The 19,106-nt window shown below is 69.4% G+C and carries 19 protein-coding genes; 9 read left to right on the forward strand and 10 right to left on the reverse strand.

Annotated features, from left to right (window positions below; genetic code table 11):
- A complete protein-coding gene (gene rpsI / locus ATI37_RS05260) occupies nt 1-387 on the forward strand; it encodes a 30S ribosomal protein S9 (RefSeq protein ID WP_117237435.1) in 387 nt (128 codons plus the stop codon).
- Here rpsI and ATI37_RS05265 read toward each other — a convergent pair.
- From ATI37_RS05265 to ATI37_RS05300, 8 genes are read right to left on the reverse strand one after another with little or no spacing between them, the layout of a single operon-like run.
- On the reverse strand, nt 384-2,978 hold the full coding sequence (locus ATI37_RS05265; protein ID WP_117237436.1) for a UvrD-helicase domain-containing protein: 2,595 nt from the start codon (nt 2,976-2,978) through the stop codon (nt 384-386). The genes rpsI and ATI37_RS05265 overlap by 4 nt on opposite strands.
- Nucleotides 2,975-5,194 carry a PD-(D/E)XK nuclease family protein gene (locus tag ATI37_RS05270; protein WP_117237437.1) on the reverse strand — a complete coding sequence of 740 codons (2,220 nt, stop codon included), beginning with the start codon at nt 5,192-5,194 and terminating at the stop codon, nt 2,975-2,977. Before ATI37_RS05270 ends, ATI37_RS05265 begins: the two co-directional genes overlap by 4 nt.
- 34 nt (nt 5,195-5,228) lie before the next feature.
- A complete protein-coding gene (locus ATI37_RS05275) occupies nt 5,229-5,651 on the reverse strand; it encodes a hypothetical protein (RefSeq protein ID WP_117237438.1) in 423 nt (140 codons plus the stop codon).
- Nucleotides 5,652-6,233 carry a hypothetical protein gene (locus tag ATI37_RS05280; protein ID WP_117238523.1) on the reverse strand — a complete coding sequence of 194 codons (582 nt, stop codon included), beginning with the start codon at nt 6,231-6,233 and terminating at the stop codon, nt 5,652-5,654.
- Nucleotides 6,234-6,256: 23 nt separating this feature from the next.
- Nucleotides 6,257-7,561 (reverse strand): sensor histidine kinase, encoded by a 1,305-nt coding sequence (locus ATI37_RS05285; protein WP_117237439.1) that lies wholly within the window; start codon nt 7,559-7,561, stop codon nt 6,257-6,259.
- Entirely contained in the window at nt 7,536-8,180 is a 645-nt protein-coding gene (locus ATI37_RS05290; RefSeq protein WP_117238524.1) for a response regulator transcription factor, read from the reverse strand. Before ATI37_RS05290 ends, ATI37_RS05285 begins: the two co-directional genes overlap by 26 nt.
- Nucleotides 8,177-10,132: a protein kinase domain-containing protein gene (locus ATI37_RS05295; RefSeq protein ID WP_117237440.1), complete on the reverse strand. Its 1,956-nt coding sequence runs from the start codon at nt 10,130-10,132 to the stop codon at nt 8,177-8,179. Before ATI37_RS05295 ends, ATI37_RS05290 begins: the two co-directional genes overlap by 4 nt.
- A complete protein-coding gene (locus tag ATI37_RS05300; RefSeq protein ID WP_198665511.1) occupies nt 10,132-10,887 on the reverse strand; it encodes a PP2C family protein-serine/threonine phosphatase in 756 nt (251 codons plus the stop codon). The genes ATI37_RS05295 and ATI37_RS05300 overlap by 1 nt, the downstream gene beginning before the upstream one ends.
- 25 nt (nt 10,888-10,912) lie before the next feature.
- Between ATI37_RS05300 and ATI37_RS05305 the strand changes: the two genes are divergently transcribed.
- Together ATI37_RS05305 and ATI37_RS05310 are read left to right on the forward strand one after the other, a co-directional pair.
- The gene (locus ATI37_RS05305; RefSeq protein WP_117237442.1) at nt 10,913-12,631 is read left to right on the forward strand and encodes a hypothetical protein; all 1,719 of its coding nucleotides are present in this window, start codon (nt 10,913-10,915) and stop codon (nt 12,629-12,631) included.
- A 44-nt stretch (nt 12,632-12,675) separates the two neighbouring features.
- Nucleotides 12,676-13,881: an MFS transporter gene (locus ATI37_RS05310; protein WP_117237443.1), complete on the forward strand. Its 1,206-nt coding sequence runs from the start codon at nt 12,676-12,678 to the stop codon at nt 13,879-13,881.
- Here the strand turns inward: ATI37_RS05310 and hemB are convergent.
- The gene (gene hemB, locus ATI37_RS05315; protein ID WP_117237444.1) at nt 13,878-14,867 is read right to left on the reverse strand and encodes a porphobilinogen synthase; all 990 of its coding nucleotides are present in this window, start codon (nt 14,865-14,867) and stop codon (nt 13,878-13,880) included. The genes ATI37_RS05310 and hemB overlap by 4 nt on opposite strands.
- Nucleotides 14,868-14,897: 30 nt before the next feature.
- Between hemB and ATI37_RS05320 the strand changes: the two genes are divergently transcribed.
- The 6 genes from ATI37_RS05320 to ATI37_RS05345 all read left to right on the forward strand — a co-directional run bounded on the left by ATI37_RS05320 (nt 14,898) and on the right by ATI37_RS05345 (nt 17,142).
- Entirely contained in the window at nt 14,898-15,215 is a 318-nt protein-coding gene (locus ATI37_RS05320) for a YbaB/EbfC family nucleoid-associated protein (protein WP_117237445.1), read from the forward strand.
- Between the two features lie 3 nt (nt 15,216-15,218).
- A complete protein-coding gene (gene recR, locus ATI37_RS05325) occupies nt 15,219-15,803 on the forward strand; it encodes a recombination mediator RecR (RefSeq protein WP_117237446.1) in 585 nt (194 codons plus the stop codon).
- Between the two features lie 73 nt (nt 15,804-15,876).
- Nucleotides 15,877-16,203 carry a hypothetical protein gene (locus ATI37_RS05330; protein ID WP_117237447.1) on the forward strand — a complete coding sequence of 109 codons (327 nt, stop codon included), beginning with the start codon at nt 15,877-15,879 and terminating at the stop codon, nt 16,201-16,203.
- A complete protein-coding gene (locus ATI37_RS05335; protein ID WP_117237448.1) occupies nt 16,191-16,520 on the forward strand; it encodes a roadblock/LC7 domain-containing protein in 330 nt (109 codons plus the stop codon). Before ATI37_RS05330 ends, ATI37_RS05335 begins: the two co-directional genes overlap by 13 nt.
- A gap of 11 nt (nt 16,521-16,531) precedes the next feature.
- Nucleotides 16,532-16,879, forward strand: coding sequence for a roadblock/LC7 domain-containing protein (locus ATI37_RS05340; RefSeq protein WP_117237449.1), 348 nt, complete (start codon nt 16,532-16,534; stop codon nt 16,877-16,879).
- A complete protein-coding gene (locus ATI37_RS05345) occupies nt 16,876-17,142 on the forward strand; it encodes a DUF3467 domain-containing protein (protein WP_117237450.1) in 267 nt (88 codons plus the stop codon). The genes ATI37_RS05340 and ATI37_RS05345 overlap by 4 nt, the downstream gene beginning before the upstream one ends.
- A 96-nt stretch (nt 17,143-17,238) precedes the next feature.
- Here the strand turns inward: ATI37_RS05345 and ATI37_RS05350 are convergent, their stop codons facing one another.
- Complete coding sequence (locus ATI37_RS05350; protein ID WP_117237451.1) at nt 17,239-19,044, reverse strand: S9 family peptidase; 1,806 nt, start codon at nt 19,042-19,044, stop codon at nt 17,239-17,241.
- Nucleotides 19,045-19,106: the final 62 nt, after the last annotated feature.

The following is a 19,106-nucleotide window of genomic DNA, read 5'->3' on the forward strand; positions in this document are numbered from 1 at the left end:
ATGGAGCAATACTACGGCACCGGAAGGCGCAAGGAGGCGGTGGCCCGGGTTTTTCTAAGGCCCGGAAACGGTAAGGTCACGGTAAACGGCCAGGACTTCACGGATTACTTCCAGGGCATCGTGCGGGCGGTGGCGGCCCTGGAACCCCTCAGGGTGGTGGACGCCCTGGGCCGCTTTGACGCCTACATCACCGTGGCGGGAGGCGGCAAGAGCGGGCAGATCGACGCCATCAAGCTGGGCGTGGCCCGGGCGCTTCTCCGGTACAACCCCGACTACCGGGCCAGGCTCAAGCCCCTGGGCCTCCTCACCCGGGACGCCCGCGTGGTGGAACGGAAGAAGTACGGCAAGCACAAGGCCCGCCGCGCCCCCCAGTACTCCAAGCGCTAAACCCCCTCCCCTGGGGCCTCCCCAGGGGAGATGTCCTTTAGGGCCATCTCCAGCTCCTCCGGAAGGAAGGGGTGGACCAGGGCGTGGCGCAGGTAGACCAGCCGGGCCTCGGCCTCCACCCCCCAGGCCTCCAACAGGGCCCGGCGGTAGAGGGCAAGCTGCAAGCGGTAGGCCTCGGGGCGGACCTCGTGGTCGGTCTTGTAGTCCTCCAGGTACCACCTGCCCCCCACCCGGTAGAGGCGGTCCAGGACCCCATACCAGACGGTACCCCGGAGGGGCAGGACCAGGGGCAGCTCGGCGTGGTCCTCCTCCCGCTCCTCCAAGGGGACGAGGGAGGGGCCCAGCATCCCCCGGTAGCGGCGGAGGAGGTCCTTGACCTCCTCCAAAAGCCTCCTCCTCTCCTCCCCGGCGAAGGGGAAGGCCACCTCCTGGAGGAGGAGCCCCGCCATGGCCCCCTCGTCCTCGGGGTCCAGGTGGCGGGCGATGGCGTAGTGGACCAGGGTGCCGAGGGCCCGGGGGAACTCGGGGAGGGCCTCCTTCTCTAGGGCCTCGGCCAGGGGCAGGGGTTCTTGGAGCTTCCGGTAGGCGCTAGGGGAGAGGACCGAGGGCAGGGGCCTTTTGGGAAAGGAGAGGTGGGCGTAGGGGGCGGGGACCGGGGGTGGGGGCGGATCGGGGGGAGGGGCAGGCGGGGGGAACGCCCCCACGTTGTGGTGGCGCACCAGGGGGTCCTGGCTCCCTGGGCCGATACCCAGGCCCACCATGGCCTCCACCCAAGGGGTTGGGCGATCCGTGGCGCTTCCCGTGACCACGAGGACGTCCCTGGCCCGGGAGAGGGCCACGTAGAGGAGGCGGAGGGCCTCCTCCTCCTGGGCCCCTTTCAAGGTCCTCCGGACCTCGGCAAAGGCAGGGGCCCCCCCCAGGGCCACCTCGCCCCTCAGGCCCACCAGAAGGGGCTCTTCCTGGAACCTTTCCCCCCGGGAGAGGTCAAAGAGGGCCACCACAGGCCACTCCAGCCCCTTGGCCCCGTGGACGGTGAGGAGGTTTACCCCTTCGGCCCCCTCGGGAAGCTCGGAGGCTTCGGGGTCCCGGGCCCGTATCTGGAGCCAGTCCAGTAGAGTTTCGAGGTCGGGGAAGCGCTCCATGGCGGCCAGGAGGAGAAGGGTATCCACGTTGGCCCGGGCCCTGGGGGAAAGCCGCTTCAGGAAAGTCTCCTCCCGGGCCAGGCGCTTCAGGGCCTCCAAGGGGGGAAGCCCGGCCAACTGGCGAAGCTCTAGGAGCTTCTTCTGGACCTCCTCGGGGAGGAGGGGGATGGGGTCAGGTTTCCCCAGCGCCCTCTCCACCTGGGCCAAATCCAGCCCCACCCAGGGCCCCCGTAGGAAGGCCAGGAGGGAGAGGCGCTCCTCGGGTCCCGGGGAGCCCTCCAGGAGGATGAGCCTCAGGGCGTGGTAGAGGTCCCGGACCTCGGGCCGGGTGAAGAAGCTCCGCCCCCGCCTGAGGCCGTAAGGCACCCCCCTGGCGCGGAAGGCCTCCTCCAGGTGGGGGAAGCTGGTCCGGCTTCGCACCAGGACGGCCATCCCCTGGAAGGGGTACCCCTCCTCCGCCAGAGCCAGAAGCCTCTGCGCCAGGAGGGCGGCCTCCGTCCGCCGCCGCTCCTCTAGGTCCTTCCCCCCCACCACCCAGTGGACCTCCACCCGGCCCTCCTCCTCCCGCACCACCTCCACCCCCACCCCTTCCCCCTCCCCGAAGAGGGCTACGAAGCGGTTCAGGAAGGCGGCCACCCTCCGGGCGTGGCGGTAGGTCCGGCCTAGGCGGCGCACCTCCTCCGCCCCCCCCATGGCCTCGCGGAAGACCTCCACCCGGGCGTTGCGGAAGAGGTAGATGGACTGCTTGGGGTCCCCCACGGCCACCACCTCCGCCCCCGCCTCCTCTAGCCCCCGGAAGAAGCGGCCCTGGAGGGGGCCCGTGTCCTGGTACTCGTCCAGGAGGATGAAGGGAAACCGCTCCACCACCCGCCTCAGGGCCTCCCGGTTCTCCAGGAGGCGGAGGGCCAGGGCCTCGAGGTCCGAGGGGCCCAAGGCGGCCCAGGCCCGCCTCCGGTAGCCCTCGAGGGCCTCCTCAAAGAGGGCGAAGACCGCCTCGGCCCCAGGGAGGGGGTAAAGGCGCTCCGCCAGGGTCCGCTTCCGGTAAAGGGTGAGGAGAAGCCCATCCCAGCCCCCGTCCAGCCCCTTCAGGTAGAGGCGGCTTCGCACCTCCTCCAGGAAGAGGGCCTCGGCCAGGAGCTCGTCCATGACGGCGAAGTCCGGGTCCAGGGAAAGGAGGGGGGCGGTGTGGCGCAGGGCCTCGGCCATGAAGCCGTGGATGGTGGTGAAAAGGGCCCCGTGCACCTCCCGTTTGGCCTCCTCCAGGTGGGGCATCCCCGCAAGCCCTAAGACCGCCTCCTGGGCCCGCCGCCTCAGCTCCTCCGCCGCCTTGCGGGTGAAGGTGAGGGCGGCGATGCGCCTCAGGGGTACCCCCCTTCGGAGAAGCCCCTCGAGCTCCTCCACCAGGGCCTGGGTCTTCCCCGTTCCCGCCGAGGCCACGTAGACCCTCACGTGGCCTCCTTTCGGCAGACGTCCTTAAAGCGGCAGCGGTAGCAGTAGCCCCCCGGCCTGGGGGGAAAGAGGCCCTCCTGCCAGAGGGCCCAAGCCTCCTCCAGCCTGGGTGCGATGGCCTCCAAGGGCCCGAGCCTATCTCCCTTGCGGAAGGGGCGCTTGCGGTAGGGGAAGGGGTCTCCCAGCCAGGGCCAAACCCAGAGATGGACCGCCTCCACATCCTGCCGGGCGAGAAGGGCCTCCAGGGCCTTCCACTCCGTCCAGCGCCGCCCCAGGTCCGCCTCCTTCCCCTGGGGGAGAAGGCGGTAGAGGTGGACCTCCTTGCCCACCCGGCGCACCCCGTCCAGGCGCATCTCGTAGCGCCTGCCCCCCCAGGAACGGTAAAATTTCATCTCCCTCAGGCGCTCCCAATGGGCCAGGAGCCAGGGCCCCAGGTTCCCGTCCGCCTTCAGGGCCTCGGCCTCGGGGTCCTGGGCCAGGGCCTTGGCCAGAAGAGGCCAGCCCGAGGCTCCCTCCTCCCCCAAGGTGGTGAAACGCTCCAGGTAAGCCCTAAAGGGGCACTCCTCCAGGAAGCGGCGCAGGACCTCTAGGCTTGGAGGCCCCTCCGCCCGGGAGGGCAGGGGGGGGTGGAAGGGCAGGGGGTCCAGGGCCTCGAGGCGGCTAGAAGGGGGAAGGGCCCCGGGCCTTCTCCCTTCCTCTAGGGGCTCCAAGGGCCCCGAGGGCCCCGCCTCCGGGTAGAGGAGGAAGACCTCCTCCCCCCGGCTCGCCACCGCCTCCCGGAAGAGGGGGTCCAGGCCCCGAAGCCTCCGGGGCAACCCCCGGAGGAGGCCCCGCTCCCGGAGCTCCTCCAGGAGGAAGTAGTCCTCCCGCTCCCCCAGGGTGTACCGCCCGGCCACCCATTCCAGGACGTAGGCCCTTTTGGCCCTAACCCCCATGGCCCTGAGGGGAGGGAGGACGGGAATGCCCTTCCCCACCTCGGGGGGCAGGGTCTCGTCCAGGAGGAGGCTCCGCCACCAGGGGAGGGGGTCGGCCCGGTCCACGCGGAGGGCCAGGCGGAGCCGGGCGAGAAAGGGCTCCTTGGGGGCTACCCCTAGCCTTTCCAAGACCTCCTCCCCCCAGGCCAGGGGGTCGGGGCCCGGGGTGCGGAGGGCCAAGAAGGCCCGCCACTCCTCCAAAAGCCCCTCCCGCTCGGCCAAAAGCTCCAGGGCCTCCTCCCCGGCGAGGCCCAGGCGCAGGGCCCGCCGCCCCAGGGTGGAAAAGCCCAGGGCCAGGAGGTCCCGGCCCGTGGGGTAGGGGGAGAGGAGGGCGAGGACCCTCTCCCCCGCCTCCGTCTCCGCCAGGGCCCGCTCCCGGCCGTCCTCCAGGGGGAGGCCGTACTCCTCCTTCAGGAGGAGAAGCCCGGGAATCCGGTCCTCCGGGGCCACGATGAGGACCTCCTCCGGCCCAAGCCCCTCGCCCCCCAGCGACCTAGGGGCCAGGGCCCGCTTTAGGGCCTTGAGGAGGTGGCGGCTCTCCTCCACGGGGTTGGCCAGGGCCCAGACCTCCCGCCTTAAGGGTCTCCGGGGAAGCTCCTTCCAAGGGGTGAGGCCCTCGGGGAGGACCTCGAGGGTGAGGAGGACGGGGACCCTCTGGGCCAGGCGGCGGAGGAAGCGGAGGTCCAGGGGGCCGAGCTCCCGGAAGCCGTCCACCACCACCAGATGGGGCCTAGGGAAGAGGCGCAAGGGGGCCCTCAGGGCCAGGTGGCGGAAGTCGTCGTAGTCCAGGCTCCCCCGCTTGCGGCGCTCGTAGGCCAGGTAGACCCGCCTGAGCCTCCCCGCCTCCCCCTCCTTGGGCAGGGCGAAGGGGGAGAGGCCGTGGCGCTTGAGCTCGGCGATGGCCCGGGCGAAGAGCCTGGCCCCCCCCGGGGAGACTCCGGGGCCCACGAGCTCCCTGAGGGCCTCCCCCACCAGGGCCACCCGCCCCGCCCCCGGCAGGAGGGGCCTAAGCCAGCCCGCCTCCGCCAGGACCCGGTAGTAGAGGGCCTGGAAGGAGAGGAACTCCAGGCCCAGGAAGGCCCCCCTCTCCCCCAGGAGGCGGTAGACGTAGGCCCTTTGGTGGGGAAGCCCCACCCAAAGCACCCGCCCCCGCCCCTTCAGGACCTCCAGGGCGAGCTCCAGGGCCAGGGTGGTCTTTCCCGAGGCGGGAGGGCCCAGGACGGGATGGAGGCCCGGCTTCATACGAGAGGCATTCTACGCCTCCCGTGGGCCAGGGCTACTTGGGAAGGGCCTCTAGGGGCAGGTCCAGGGGGATGGGCTCCAGGTCCTCCGAAAGCCGGATCACCCCCACCACCCGGGCCCGGTGGAGGACGAAGCAGCGGTACTCCCCGGGGAGGACCACCACCCGCCGGGCCAGGGAAAGCTCCCTCAGGAAAGGCAAGGGGCGCCTGGCCAGGGGCCTTCCCCGGGGCGGCCCCAGATGGGGCATGGGCCTTCCCCGCTCTAGGGCGACGAGGAGCAGGGGCCTTTCCCGGCCCAGGAGGACCAAGGTGGCCCCCTCCTCCCGGTAGAGGCCCAGGACCTCGAGGCCCCGGAGGACCTGAAGGCACCCCAAGAGCGCCGCCTCCGCCCTAGGCACGGACCCCTCCCCCAAGGCCATGCTCAGGAGAAAGAGGAGGAGGGGTCCCGCCCTCTTCACCTAGAACCCGCGCTCCGCGGAGATCAGGGCCAAGGCCGCCTGGGAAAGGAGAAGGGCCCGCCCAGGCTCCGCCCCAAGCCTGTTCCTGGCCTCCAGGATGAGGCCCCTCACCAGGGGGTCCTGGCCGCGGTAGTAGTCCAGTTCCCTCTCCGCCCGGTCCACCCTGGCCTGGGCCCGCTCCCTCAGGCGGAGAACGGGGTCGGCCGCCCCCCTGCGGCGAGCACCCTGGTCCCTCCAACCCCGGGGACGCTCGGGAACGAACCCCTGGCCAAGCCCCATCTGGGGCCCAGGCCTGGCGGGGACCTGGACCCTGGGTTCCCCTTGGGCCGCCCGGAAGAGGTAGAGGGCGGCCTGAGCCTCCCGGAAGGCCCGGAAGTAGGCCCTGGCTTCGTAGCTCCCCTCCGCCCGGGCCTTCACCTCCTGGGCCCAAGCGAGAAGCCTCTCCTCCCCCGTGGCGGCCTGGGCCAAGGCCTGAAGCCGGGCCAGGGCCGCAGCCGCCAGGGCCGCCTGCCGGTAGTCCACGCCCTGGGCCAGGGAGAGGCCTGCCGCTAAGACGAGCGTCCCGAAAAGCGCCTTCTTCATCCCCATCACCTCCAGGGCCCAGGCTAGCCCCCTTCCCCAAAGGGCGCACCGGGGGAAACCTTAAGGGAGGCCAAAGGCAGGAAAAGCCCCACCGCCGCCCCGCCCCGGTTCTCCGCCCTGGCCTTTCCCCCGTGGAGGCGGGCCACCGCGGCCACCAGGGCCAGGCCCAGTCCCGTCCCCTTCCCGCCGTGGGCAAAGGGCTCCAGCGCCCAGGGGAGGAGGCTTTCCGGGAAGCCGGGGCCCGAGTCCACAAGCCAGAGCCAGACCCCCCCTCCCTCCCTCTCCAGAAAGGCCCGGACGGGAGGCTTTCCGTGGCGGCGGGCGTTTTCCAGAACGTTCTCCACCGCCAGGGCTAAGAGCTCCGGGTCCGCCAGGGCCCTCCCCTCCCCCTCCGCCTCCACCCCCATCTCCGCCAGAAAGGCCCTTAGGTCCAGGGGCTTGGGGCTGGAGGAAGCGGATTCCAGCTGGGAAAGGCGGAGAAGCCCGGAAAGCCTGGCCTCCAAGCGGGCCGCCTCCCTGAGGGCCCCCTCCAGGGCCCGGGGCTCGGGCTTCCGCCTCAAGACCTCCAGGTAGCCCTTGAGGGCGGCGAGGGGGGTGCGGAGCTCGTGGGAGGCGTGTTGGGCGAAGCGGCGGGCCAGGGCCTCCTTTTCGGAAAGCTCCCTAAGGAGACCGGCCACCCGGGCGAAGAGGGCGTTCAGGGCTCCCACCACGGGGCGGAGCTCCATCAGGGGAGGCTCGGGCAGGGGCCTCAGGTCCTCGGGGGAGCGAACCCTGAGGAGGCCCTCGAGGCGGGCGAGAGGCCGCAGGGCCCAGGCCAGGGCCAGGTAGGCCAGGAGGAGGACCAGGAGGAAAAGCCCCCCGCCAAAGGCGGCGTAGCGGAAAAGAAGCCTCTCCCCCAGCCGGGAAACCCCTTCCAGGGGCACGGCGAGGCCAAAGCCCAGGCCTTCCCTGGGCAGGGCCACGTAAAGGGCCCCCCGCCACACCTCCTGGTAGGGCCGCCCCTCCTTGATGGCGGCAAAGAGAGCGTCGGACAGGGGCCAGGCCTCCACCTGGGTGAAGCGGGCCTCCTCCCCCCGGACCAAGAAGCCTACCCCGCCCCCGAAGGTCTGGCCCAGGCGAAAGAGCTCCAAAAGGAGGGCTTCCTCTTCCTCGGGAGCCTCCTCCCCAAGGAGGAAGAGCCGGGTAAAGAGGGCCCGCTTTAGGTCTTCCGCCGCCGCCTTTTCCGCCTCCTTCACGGAGGTGAAGGCCAAGGGGACGAGGAGGAGGAGGAGGGAAAGAAGGAGGAGGGCGAAGAGCCTCCCCCTAAGGGAGAAAAAGGCGGTAGCCATAGCCGCGCACCGTCTGGATGGGGTTGGGCTCCCCCAAGGCCTTCCGGAGGAGGGAGAGGTGGACCTCCAGGGTGGCGGGCTCCACGGGCACCCCCCAGACCCTAACCATCAGGGCCTCCTTGGGGACCACCTCCTCCGGGGACTCCAAAAAGGCCTTGAGGAGGAGGAAGGCCTTAGGGGAAAGGCTAAGGCGCCTCTCCCCCCGGAAGGCCTCCATGCGCCTGGGGTAGAGGCGGAGGTCCTTGTAGGCCAGGACCTCCGCCTTGCGCCGGGTTCGGCGGTGGAGGGTCTCGAGGCGGGCCAGAAGCTCCGGGAGGCTATAGGGCTTCACCAGGTAGTCGTCCGCCCCCTCCCTTAGCCCCTTCACCCGCCACTCCACAGCGTCCAGGGCGGTCAGCATGAGGACGGGCACCTCCGAGCGGGCCCTTATCTCCTTAAGGAGGGCAAACCCGTCCCCTTCGGGCAGGAGGACGTCCAGGACCACGGCTTCCGCCCAGGGGAGGTGGGCCAGGGCCTCCTTGGGGCTTTCCGTGGCCTCCACCTCGTGACCCTCCAGGGAGAGGCCAAGCTCTAGGGCCTCCCGCACCCCGGGGTCATCTTCCACCAGAAGGATCCTCATGACGGGTTCTGCCAAAGGGAAAGGGCCCGCACCGGGGCGTAGGCCTCCAAGGGGGCAAGGGCCTCCCCCGTCTCCAGGTTGATGCGGTGGATGCGGCTAGACCCCCGCCGGACCGCATAGAGGATGCCGGAAAAGGGCAAAAGCTCCACCAGGCTCATGCGGTCCTCCCCCTCCAGAAGGGGCAGGGCAAAGGAGGCCAGAAGGGTCCCGGAGAGGTCCAAGGCCCGCACCTTGCCCGCCTCCACGTCGTAGAGGTAAAGCCTCTCCCCCTCCACCCCCACCCCGCCGAGGAGCCTAAGCTCCTCGCTTTCTTTGGAGCGCCGGAAGGCGTAGCGGGAGAGGTACCGCCCTTCCAGGGAAAGCCTCTGCACCTGGCGGTTGCCGTAGTCCAGGACGAAGAGGAACCCACCGGAGGCCACCAGGGCCTTGGGGTCTTGGAAGGTGCCTCGGCCGGGCCCCTGGCCCCCGAAGCGCCCCTGGTACCGCCCCTCGAGGTCCAGAAGGCTGATGGTGGCCGTCTCCCCGTCCAGGACGAAGAGGATGCCATCGTTCACCGCCAGGCCTAAGGGGAAGAGAAACTCCCCCGGCTTCATCCCATAGGGCCCCGTGGAAAGGAGGAGCTCCCCCTCGGGGGAGAAGCGGTGGAGGAGCCTGGCCCCGTGCTCAAAGACCGAGACCCAGATACCCCCTTCCCCATCGGCGGCCACGGAGAGGGGCGGGGCGGGAAACTGGCCCGGGGCGGAGCCGATGCCGGAGAGGAGCCGGGCAGGGATGCCCTCCAGGTCCAGAAGGCGCACGGAACCCTTCTTGGCCTCCACCCCCACCGTGAGGTAGTGGGGGTGGGGCAGGCCCTTCTCCTCCTCCCAGGGGCCCTCGAGGCCCCGGATCACCTCCTCCAGGCTGGGGCGCTTGCCGGGGTCCTTTTCCAGCATCCTGAGGACCAGGTCGGAAAGGCCCTGGGGGATCTCCGGCCTGAGCTGCTTGGGAGGGGTGGGGACCTGGAAGATCTGCTGGTGGATCACGGTCTCATACCCCCCGGTGAAGGGGGGCTGGCCGGTCAGGGCCTCGTAGAGGACGATGCCCAAGGAGTAGATGTCCGAGCGGTGGTCCAGCTTCTGCCCCTTGGCCTGCTCCGGGCTCATGTAGACGGGGGTGCCAATCCTGGCCCCGGTGATGGTGAGGCGGGTGAGCACCTTGCCCGCGGCGATGCCGAAGTCCATGAGGCGCACCCCCCTGGGGTCCACCCCGTCCTCCCGCAGGGCCCCCCTTAGGACCATGATGTTCCCCGGCTTGATGTCCCGGTGGACGATGCCCTGGGCGTGGATGTGCCTGAGGGCCTCCGCTACCCGGGCCAGGATGGCCGCGGTCTGCCCCAGGCTCAGGCGCCGCTCCTCAATGAGCTTGTCCAGGCCCTCCCCCTCCAGAAACTCCATGGCGATGAAGTGAACCCCGTCCACCTGGCCGTGGTCGTAGACCTTGACGATGTTGGGGTGGTCCATCCGGGAAAGGACCTCCGCCTCCCGGTGGAAGCGGCGCACGAAGCGGGGGTCGCCCACAAACCGCTCCTGGGGCACCTTCAGGGCCACCAAGCGGCCCGTCTTCTTGTCCTTGGCCTTGTACACGGTGGCCATCCCCCCCACCCCCACCTTCTCCAGGATCTCGTAACGCTGGGAGAGGCTCTCCACCTCCTCCGTGGTCTTGGCCCGGGTGGGACGCCTCTCCTTGGATACCTTCCGCCTTCTCTCCCGGCGCCTGGGACCTAGGTAGACCCGGGGAGCCACCAGGACCCCTAGGAGGAGGAGAAGCCAGGGGAAAACCGCCTCCAATCCCACCCCCAAGGCCACCCCCGCCCCGGCGAGGAGGGCGAGGAGAAAGAAAATGGGCCAAGGGCCAAGGCGAACCGCCAAAAGGGCGGTAAGGAGGACCAGAAGCAGGGCGAGAAGGGAGACCATCACTCTGCCCTCAAGGCCACGGCGGTCACGTTGTCGTCCCCGCCACGGCGCAAGGCCTCCGCCACCAAGGCCTCCAAGCTCCCCTGGAGGTCCCTGCCTAGACGCCACTCCTCCTCCGGGACCAGGCCGTAAAGCCCATCGGTGACCAGAAGCACCCCCTCCCCGGGGGGAAGGCGCACCTCCAGAAGGTCAAAGCGAGCCTCGGGGAGGCCCAGGGCCCGGGTGAGGACGTTGCGGTAGGGGTGGTGCTCCGCCTCAGTCTTGGTCAAGACGCCCTCCCTAAGGCGCTCCGCTACCCAGGAGTGGTCCTCGGTGAGGCGGCGGAGGCCCCCGGGACCGAAGAGGTAGGCCCGGGAGTCGCCGATGTGCCCCACCACCCCCTCCTTGAGCCAGTCCCCATAGAGCAAAGCGGTTAGGGTGCTGCCCATCCCTCGCCTCCCCGGTTTCTTCGCCTCCTGCTCCACCCGCCTCTGGGCCAGGGCCAAGGCCTTCTCCATGACCCGCTTCAGGCCCACAGCGGGGCGCCCGACCCTGAGGTATTCCGCATAGGCCTTGGCCGCCTCAGAGAGGGCCTCAATGGCCACCTTGCTGGCCCATTCCCCCGCCTCCATCCCCCCCATGCCATCGGCCACCGCCAAGAGGAAAAGGTTTCCCGGGGGCACATCAAGGCGGAGCACCCGGTGGAAGTCTTCGTTGTTCCGGCGGCGGCCCACGTGGGAGACAGCGGCCACCTGGAACCGGGGGGCGAGGCGCATTGGCCCCATTGTATAGGATGGGAGCGTGGAGCGCCTCTCGGACCTGGTGGACCTCTATGAGTACCGGGTGGAGGACCTGGCCCAAGGCCGTGTCCCTAAGGGAGGGAAGAGGGCCCTCCTGGAGCTCCGGACCCTCCTGGTCCAGGTCCGGCTCCCGGGGCCCTTGGCCAAGCGCTTCCGCCAGGCGGATGCCCGCTTCCGGGCCCTAAGGGGAGGGAAAGCCGGGGGGGAGCCAACCCCCCTGGACCTCCCCACCCTCCTCCCCGAGGAGCCGGCACCCTCCGAGGAGGCCCAAGGCCAGGAAGCCCTACGCCTCCTCGCCTTCCGGGTCTGGCGTCTCTTCGCCGCCCGAGAGGTCAAGGCCCGGGCCAGGGACCTCCTCGTGGGCCGGAGGGAGGAGCTCCGCCTCATCCACGCCTTCTTGCAAAACTACCTAGAGTACCAGGAAAAGGAAGGGTTTGAGCGGGACTACAACCTCTCCCGCTTCGCCCCCACCTACCCCATCCCCCCCCTCTCGGAAAGCCTCATGGACCTGGAAGACCCCAAGGTGGCGGAAGCCCTTCTCCTGGAGTACCTGGAAACCGCCTTCCGCATCCCCCAGGACCTCCCTCTCCCTCCCGAGGAGACCAAAAGCTACGTGCGCCGCTTCCTGAACCGCCTCTTGGATTGGGAAGAGGCCTACGGCCTCCCTCCCAAGCGGGACCTCCTGGCCCTAAGGCGGGCCCTGGAGGAGGCCAGACACTTGGGGGCTAGCGAAAAGGAGATAGCCCGCCTGGAAGAGCGCCTGAGGAAAGAAGCCCAGGAGGAGAGGCGGCGGGAGCTCCTTTTGGAGGAGGAGAAGCGCCGCTTCCGGGTGGCGGGGGAGAAGGTCCTGGCCCTTCTCAACCTCCTTCCTACCCCCCAGGGGGAAACCCCTTGGCCCGAGATGCCCCCGCCCAGAGAGGTGCGGGAAAACCTGGCCACCCTGCGCCTGGCTCCAGGCCGCATCCAGCTGGGCCCCCTAGTCCTCACCCTGAGCCAGGTGGAAGGAACGTGGCACCTGGGCCTCTTCGGGGAGGATCACCTCCTGGAGGAGACCTTGGTCCTTCCCTGGGAGGACCTCGAGGTCTGGGCGGTACGGGAAGGGGAGCTTCTCCACCTGAGGCTGGAAACGCGAAGCAGCCTCAGGCTCTACGAGCTCCTCTCCGAGGGGCGGGTCCTGACCCTGCTCCTCTCGCCAAAGAAGGACTACGCCTACCTCCGCCTCCTCCGCGCCCTCTCCTCCAGGCTCAAGGGGGAGTTCCGGCCCGAGGCCTTTGGCCCCCACCTGGCTGAGAAGTACCGCTTGGCGCCCAAGGAGGCCCTCCTGGATTTCGCCCGCAAGGGCCTGGAGCTCACCCAGAGGCGCCTGGGGGGCAACGACCCGGAACCCTTCCTCCGGGAGCTAGGCCGCGCCCTGGACCTAGAAGGGGAGGCCCACACCCTGGCCGAAGCCCTGAGGGGGTTCCTGGGCCGCCGCTCTCCCACCCGGGAAACCCTGGGGGGGGAGGTCCACTTCCTCTCCCTCTCCCCAGAACCCCTAAGCCTCAAGGTGGGAAACACCGTCCTCTTCCTGCGCCTAAGGGATGACGGAGCCTACGTGGGCCAGGCGGGAGAGGTGGCCAGGCGGCTTAGGGACCTCCTGGTCTACCCCTTGCCGGAGGGCGCCCTGGTCCTGGCCCGGGAGGGAAAGCGGCTGGCCTACCTGGTGACGGAAACGCCCTAACCCTAACGGCCTCCTTTTGGGTATAATCCTGGATAAGGAGGCTTATGAAAGTTCTAAGGCACAAGCCCTTTCTCCGCCTCATCCTCTCCTATCTGGTCTCCCAAGCTGGGAGCAAGGTCCACCGGGTAGCCCTCCTCGTCCTCGTCTACCTCCTCACGGAAAACGCCCTATGGGTGTCCCTGGTCCTGGGGGTGCAACTCCTCGGCACCGTGGTCTTCTCCCCCCTCCTCTCCGCCTGGGCGGACACCCAGGACAGGAGGCGGCTTCTCATCTGGTCCGACCTCCTCCGCGCTCCCCTGGTGGCCCTGATCCCCCTTCTTGGGGCCAACAGCCTGCCCGCCCTTCTCCTTCTGGTCTTTGCCATAGAGCTCCTTCGCAACCTCCACGACCCCATCCAGAACGCCGTGGTCCCGGACCTGGTGCCCAAAGAGGAGGTGGACGAGGCCAACAGCCTGATCCTCCTCACCGACCGCCTCTCCGAGGTCCTCTTCGTAGGGGCAGCGGGGGTGTTGGTGGCCACGGTGGGCCCGCCCTTCGCCTTTTACCTGAACGCGGCCACCTATCTGGTTGCGGGCCTCCTCCTCCTGGGCCTCCCCTCCTTGAGGCCGCACCGGCTGCCCAAGGCAGGCTACCTGGACCGGGTCAAGGAGGGCCTGGGCCACCTCGTGGGCCACCCCACCATAAGGCGGGCCGTGGGCACCCTCTTCGTCGCCGCCTGCTTTGGCTCGGTGGAAACAGCCCTGGGGGTGGTCCTGGCGATCAAGTGGCTCGGGGTGGGCTCCGCGGGCTTTGGCTTCATGGAGGCGGCCATGGCCTTAGGGGCCATCCTGGGGGGGCTGGCCATGCCCTACCTCCTCAGGCGCTTCCCCCGGGAAAGGCTCTTCCTCTACGCCCTCCTCCTCTTCGGGGTCTTTGAGGCCTCCATCGGACTCTTCCCCGTCTTCGCCTGGGTGCTGGTGGCCTTCTTCCTGGCGGGGTTCCTCAACATGGCCTTCATCGTCCCGGCCCGTTCCATCCTCCAGCTCAACACCCCCCAGGAAATGCGGGGGCGGATCTTTGCCGCCTTCAGCGCGGTGATGAACGCCGCCGTGCTCACGGGCACCATGCTGGGAGGGGCCCTGGAAGGGGTCCTAGGGGCCCCCCTGGTCTTCCTCCTGGCAGGGGTCATGGTGAGCCTGGCCGCGGGCTACGCCCTCCTCACCGGGGGGATCCCCGCCCCCCAGGAAGGCCCCAGGACCACCCAGGCCTAAGGGCCTAGCTCCTCCCTCAACCAGCGGGCCGCCTCCAGGGCGTAGTAGGTGAGGAGGCCTTGGGCCCCGGCCCGGCGGAGGGCGTAGAGGCTTTCCAGAACCGCCCGCCTTTCATCCAGCCATCCCCGGAGGGCCGCCGCCTTCAGCATGGCGTACTCCCCGGAGACCTGGTAGGCGAAGAGGGGCTTGGCGAAGCGGCCCTTGAGCTCCCGCAGGACGTCCAGATAGGGCAGGGCGGGCTTGACCATGAGGATGTCGGCCCCCTCGAGGTCGTCCAGGGCCGCCTCCCTCAGGGCGTCCCAGAGCCCCGCCCTGGGGTCCATCTGGTAGCCCGCGCGGTCCCCGAACTGGGGAGCGCTCCCCGCCGCCTCCCGGAAGGGGCCGTAGAAGGCGGAGGCGTACTTCACCGCGTAGGAGAGGATGGGCACGTGGGCGTACCCGGCCCCGTCCAAGGCCTCGCGGATGGCCCGCACCTGGCCGTCCATCATGGCGCTCGGGGCCACGGCGTCCGCCCCCGCCTGGGCCTGGGAGAGGGCGGTCCTGGCCAAGAGCGCCAAGGTGGCGTCGTTGTCCACGTAAAACCCCGAAGGGCCTTCCCGCACCACCCCGCAGTGGCCGTGGTCCGTGTACTCGCAGAGGCAGGTGTCCGCCATGACCAAAAGCCCGGGAACCTCCCGCTTGAGGAGGCGGATGGCCCGCTGCACCACCCCCTCCTCGGCGTAGGCCCCGCGGCCCAGGGGGTCCTTGGCCCCCTCTGGAAGCACCCCGAAGAGGATGACCCCGCCCAGGCCCGCCCCCAGGGCCTGCTCCCCCACCTTGGCTATCTCCGAAAGCGGGTGGCGGAAGACCCCGGGCATGGAGGGGACCTCTTCCCTTTCCCCACCCTCCTTCACAAAGAGGGGGAGGATGAGGCGCTTTGGGGAGAGCTCCACCTCGGCCACCAGGGGCCTCAGGAGAGGGGAACGTAGCCTTCTTGGACGCTCCATGGCTTCCACTATACTCAGAGGGGAGGGAGCATGAACCTGCAGAAGCTCTTGAAGGAGGCCCAAAAAGCCCAGAAGAAGGCCGCCGAGGTCCAGGAGCGCCTAGAGAAGATGACCGTGGTGGGCACGGCCCAGGGCCTGGTGGAGGTGGAGGCCAACGGCCACGGTAGGATCCTGGCCCTGCGCCTCAAGCCCGAGGCCCTAAGGACCTTCCAGGACGACCTCGAGGGCCTGGAGGACCTCCTCCTCGTGGCCATCCAGGACGCCCAGAAGAAGGCCCACGAGCTTTCGGAAAAGGAGATGGCCCGGGAGCTGGGCGGGGTGGGGGACATGCTGGGGAAGCTCCTCTAGCCCATGCGCTACCCCGAAAGCCTCCTCAAGCTCACCCGGGCCCTCTCCCGCCTTCCCGGCGTCGGCCCCAAGACCGCCCAGAGGCTAGCCCTCTTCCTAGTCTTCGGGAGAGAGGAGGCAGAGGGGCTTCGGGAAGCCCTGGAGGGGCTTGGGGCCATTGGGGTCTGCCGGGTCTGCGGCAACCTGGCGGAAGGGGAGGTCTGCCCCATCTGCCAGGACGAAGGGCGGGACCGCACCCTCCTCGCAGTAGTGGAAACCGTGGCCGACCTCTACGCCCTGGAGCGGAGCGGGGAGTTTTCCGGGGTCTACCACGTGCTAGGGGGAGCCCTGAACCCCCTGGAGGGCATAGGGCCCAAGGACCTCAACCTGGAAGGCCTCTGGCCCAGGCTGGAGGGAGTGCGGGAGGTGATCCTAGCCACCTCCATGACCGTGGAGGGGGAGGCCACCGCGCTCTTCCTGGCCGAGGAGCTGAAGCGGCGGGGGGTGAGGGCCACCCGCCTGGCCTACGGCCTGCCCGTGGGGGGGAGCCTGGAGTACGTGGACGAGGTGACCCTGGGCCGGGCCTTAGAGGGGCGGAAGCCCCTCTAGGCCATCACCGAGGTAGGGGAAAACGGGCAGGATGCCCAAGGAAGCCGCGGCCAAGCGCCCCCTTTAGGGGCTTTTGGACAAGGTGGAGGGGTCTTACGCCATCGGCAACCTCGAGGGCCTCCCGGTGGAAGGTGCCCAACGGCCCCGGGTGGACCTGGAGGCTGCCACCGCCGAGCACGCCGCCCCCTTGGGCCACGCCCGGGCCGTCTACGCCGGGACGCTGGGCGCCCCTAGGGCCCAAGGACTCCTGGTGGGGGGAAGCCCTGTGGTAGGCTATGCCCGGATGCTAGGAGAGGACCCCCTTCTCCTCCTGAGGCCAGAGGCCCACCTGGGCCAGGCCGGGCTCCAAGCAGCGCGGGTAGGGAGCACCCTATTGGAGGTCACGGGATGGCCTACCTAGAAAGCCTCGCCCCCTTTGGGGTAAAGCGGGCCGTCCTCACGGGCCTGGACGGCTTGGTTATAGAAGCCTTGGGCCGGGGAGCCCCCCCTGCCGAGACCCTGGCCGCGGAGCTGGCCTCGCTGGCCCGGCACATGGCCCCCCTGGCGGAGGCCCTGGAGGGGGAGGTGCGCCGGTTCACCCTCGCGACCGAGAACCACGAGGTCCTGGCCCTCAAGGTGGGGGAGTACCTCCTGGGGGCCGTGATCGAGCGGGGGATGGACCGGAAGGCCATCGGCCAGGAGCTCTCCCGCATCGCCCTTGGGCTGCAGAACCTCTAGGAGTGCGTGGGATGCGAGAAGCCCTCGAGGCGCTCAAAGCCACCAAAGGGGTCCACGTGGCCGCCCTCCTCAGCGAGGATGGGTTCGTGGTGGAGGAGGTTCGGAAGGAGGGGGCCCCCGAGTCCAGCCTCCTTTCCGCCCGGGCAGCCACCGTTTTGGGTGCCGCCAAGGCCCTGGGCCAGACCCTGGGCCAGGTGGGGCCGGAGGAGGTCATGGTAGAGTACCCGGAGGGGGCGCTCCTCCTCGTGCCCCTGCCCGGCCATCACCTCCTCCTCCTCTTGGACGGGGTGAGGAGCCTTGGCCGGGTGCGGCTCACCTTGAAGCGGGTGCTGCCCCAGATCACGGAGGCCTTAACATGAACGAGATCAAGCTAGACATCCAAATCGACAAGGACACCGCCACCGGGCGCTACACCAACCTGGCCCTCATCGCCCACACCAAAAACGAATTCATCCTGGACTTTGCCCTCCTCCAGCCCCAGGGCGGGGCGCTGGTGGTGAGCCGCATCATCACCAGCCCCCAGCACGCCAAGGCCCTCCTCCGGAGCCTGGGGGAGAACGTGGCCCGGTACGAGGAGGCCTTTGGCCCTATACCCGAACCCGTAGCCGAGACCCAGGCCTAGCCCCGCCCTACCAGGACGGGAGGGCGGCCCTAGCCCACCCCCTTTGCTCCGGGGGCAGCTTGGGAACCCGGAGTGCGGCGGAAGGCACAGGATCGGCTAGAGGTTTTCCCGCCACCAGTCCAGATACATCCTGAGCCGGGCCACCCGCCGGTCCGGCCTGCCGGAGCGGGAGAGCTCGTGCCCCTCCTCGGGCACCCGGAAAAACCTGGTCTTCACCCCCAGGTGGAGGAGGGCGGTGTACCAGGTCTCCCCCTGGTCTACGGGGCAGCGGTGGTCCCCTTCAGCGTGGATCACCAGGGTGGGGGCCTTTACCTGGCGCACCAGGCGCAGGGGGCTCTTCTCCCAAAGCGCTTCCGGGCGCTCCCAGGGCTTGGCGAAAAGCTCCAGGAAGGTGAAGCGGGGGCCGATGTCGCTGGCCCCGAAGAAGCTATACCAGTTGCAGATGCTCCGGTCGGTGACCGCTGCCCGGAACCTCTCGGGATGGCGGGCGGTGAGCCAGTTGGTCATGTACCCCCCGTAGCTGCCCCCTGCTACCCCCACCCTCCCCGGGTCCAGGGGGAAATGGGCCAGGACGTGGTCCAGGAAGCCCAGGAGGTCCCTTTCGTCCCTCTCGCCCCACGCCCCTTCGAGAAGGGCGAAGTCCTGGCCGTAACCCGTGGAGCCCCGGGGATTGCAGAAGGCCACAGCGTACCCCGCCTTTTGGAAGAGGGCGAACTCCAGCATGGGGGCCCGGCCAAAGGCGGTGTGGGGCCCCCCGTGGATGTAGAGGACCACGGGATGGGATCCCTCCCCCTCCGGCAGGAGAACCCAGCCCGGCACCCTATGCCCCTCGGGGCTTGGCCACTCGGTGTAAAGTGGCCCAGCTAGGGGGAGGAGGCCCTCGTTGGGGTCCAAGACCCCCAAGGGCCCCTCCAGCCGGGCCGGGCGGGTGAAGTCCTCCGTGAGGAGGAAGAGGCCCCTCTCGCCCTTGGCGAAGGCCAGGACGCTTCCCCCTGTGGGAAGGGCCTCGGCCTTCCCGTCCAGGCCCACCCGGTAGAGCCGGGCCTCCCCCTCTTCCGTGCGCACGATGTAGACCCCGTCCCCGCCCCACTTGGGTCCCTGGAAGTGGGTTCCAAAGCGCAGGTCCGCGTTGATGGAGTTCCCCAGGCTCCCCTCAAAGAGGACCCGGGCCTCCCCCTCCCTCAGGTGGTGGAGCCTGGCCTCCGTCCCCCCGCCCCGCTCAAAGGCATGGCCTAGGAAGAAGAGCCCTTCCGGGCTCCACTCCAGGGCAAGGATGGGGCCCACGCCCCCATAGATCCTCTGCAGGCCGCCCTCCTCGAGACGGAAAAGGGTGTCCCGCCCCTCCATCTGGGCCTGCAGGTCCTCCGGCATCACCAGGTAAAGCCCCTCAGGGGCAAAGACCATCTCCTTGGGGGCGGGGTAGCGGGAAAGGAGGAGGCGCTTCTCCCCGTCCTTTAGGAGGTAGAGGGCCACCTGCCCCTCGGGAAGGAGGCCCTTGCCGTCAAACTTGAAGGGCCAGCCCTCGTAGACCCGGGGGGTTCCGGGTTTGGGCACCTCCTTCAGGGCCAGGAAGGCCACCTCGCCCTGGGGCCCCAGGGCGTAGTCCAGGACCCCGGCCGTCTCCGTGAGCCTTTCCGCCTCGCCCCCCCGGAGGTCTAACCGGAAGAGCTCCTGCACCTCCCCCACCTTGCGCAGGAAGTAGACGTAAGGGGCCTGGTAGCGGGGCTTCTTGGCCTCCTCCTGGGTGAGGAAGCGCAAGGTGCCGTCAAAGAGGGCGAGGCGGGAGCGGTACCGGGGCGGGTCGCCCTCCACGATGTCCGTCAAGAGAAAAAGGGGCAGGCCCTCGGGCCCCGGGATGAGGTCGGAAAGGAAACGAACCTTGTAGAGGAGTTCGGGTTCCATGCTCCCATGATACTGACCGGTCATTCGCTCGCAAGGGGCGTGGGTTTCCGGTAAGCTGGCCC

The sequence above is a fragment of the Thermus sediminis genome (genome assembly GCF_003426945.1).
Lineage (GTDB): Bacteria > Deinococcota > Deinococci > Deinococcales > Thermaceae > Thermus > Thermus sediminis.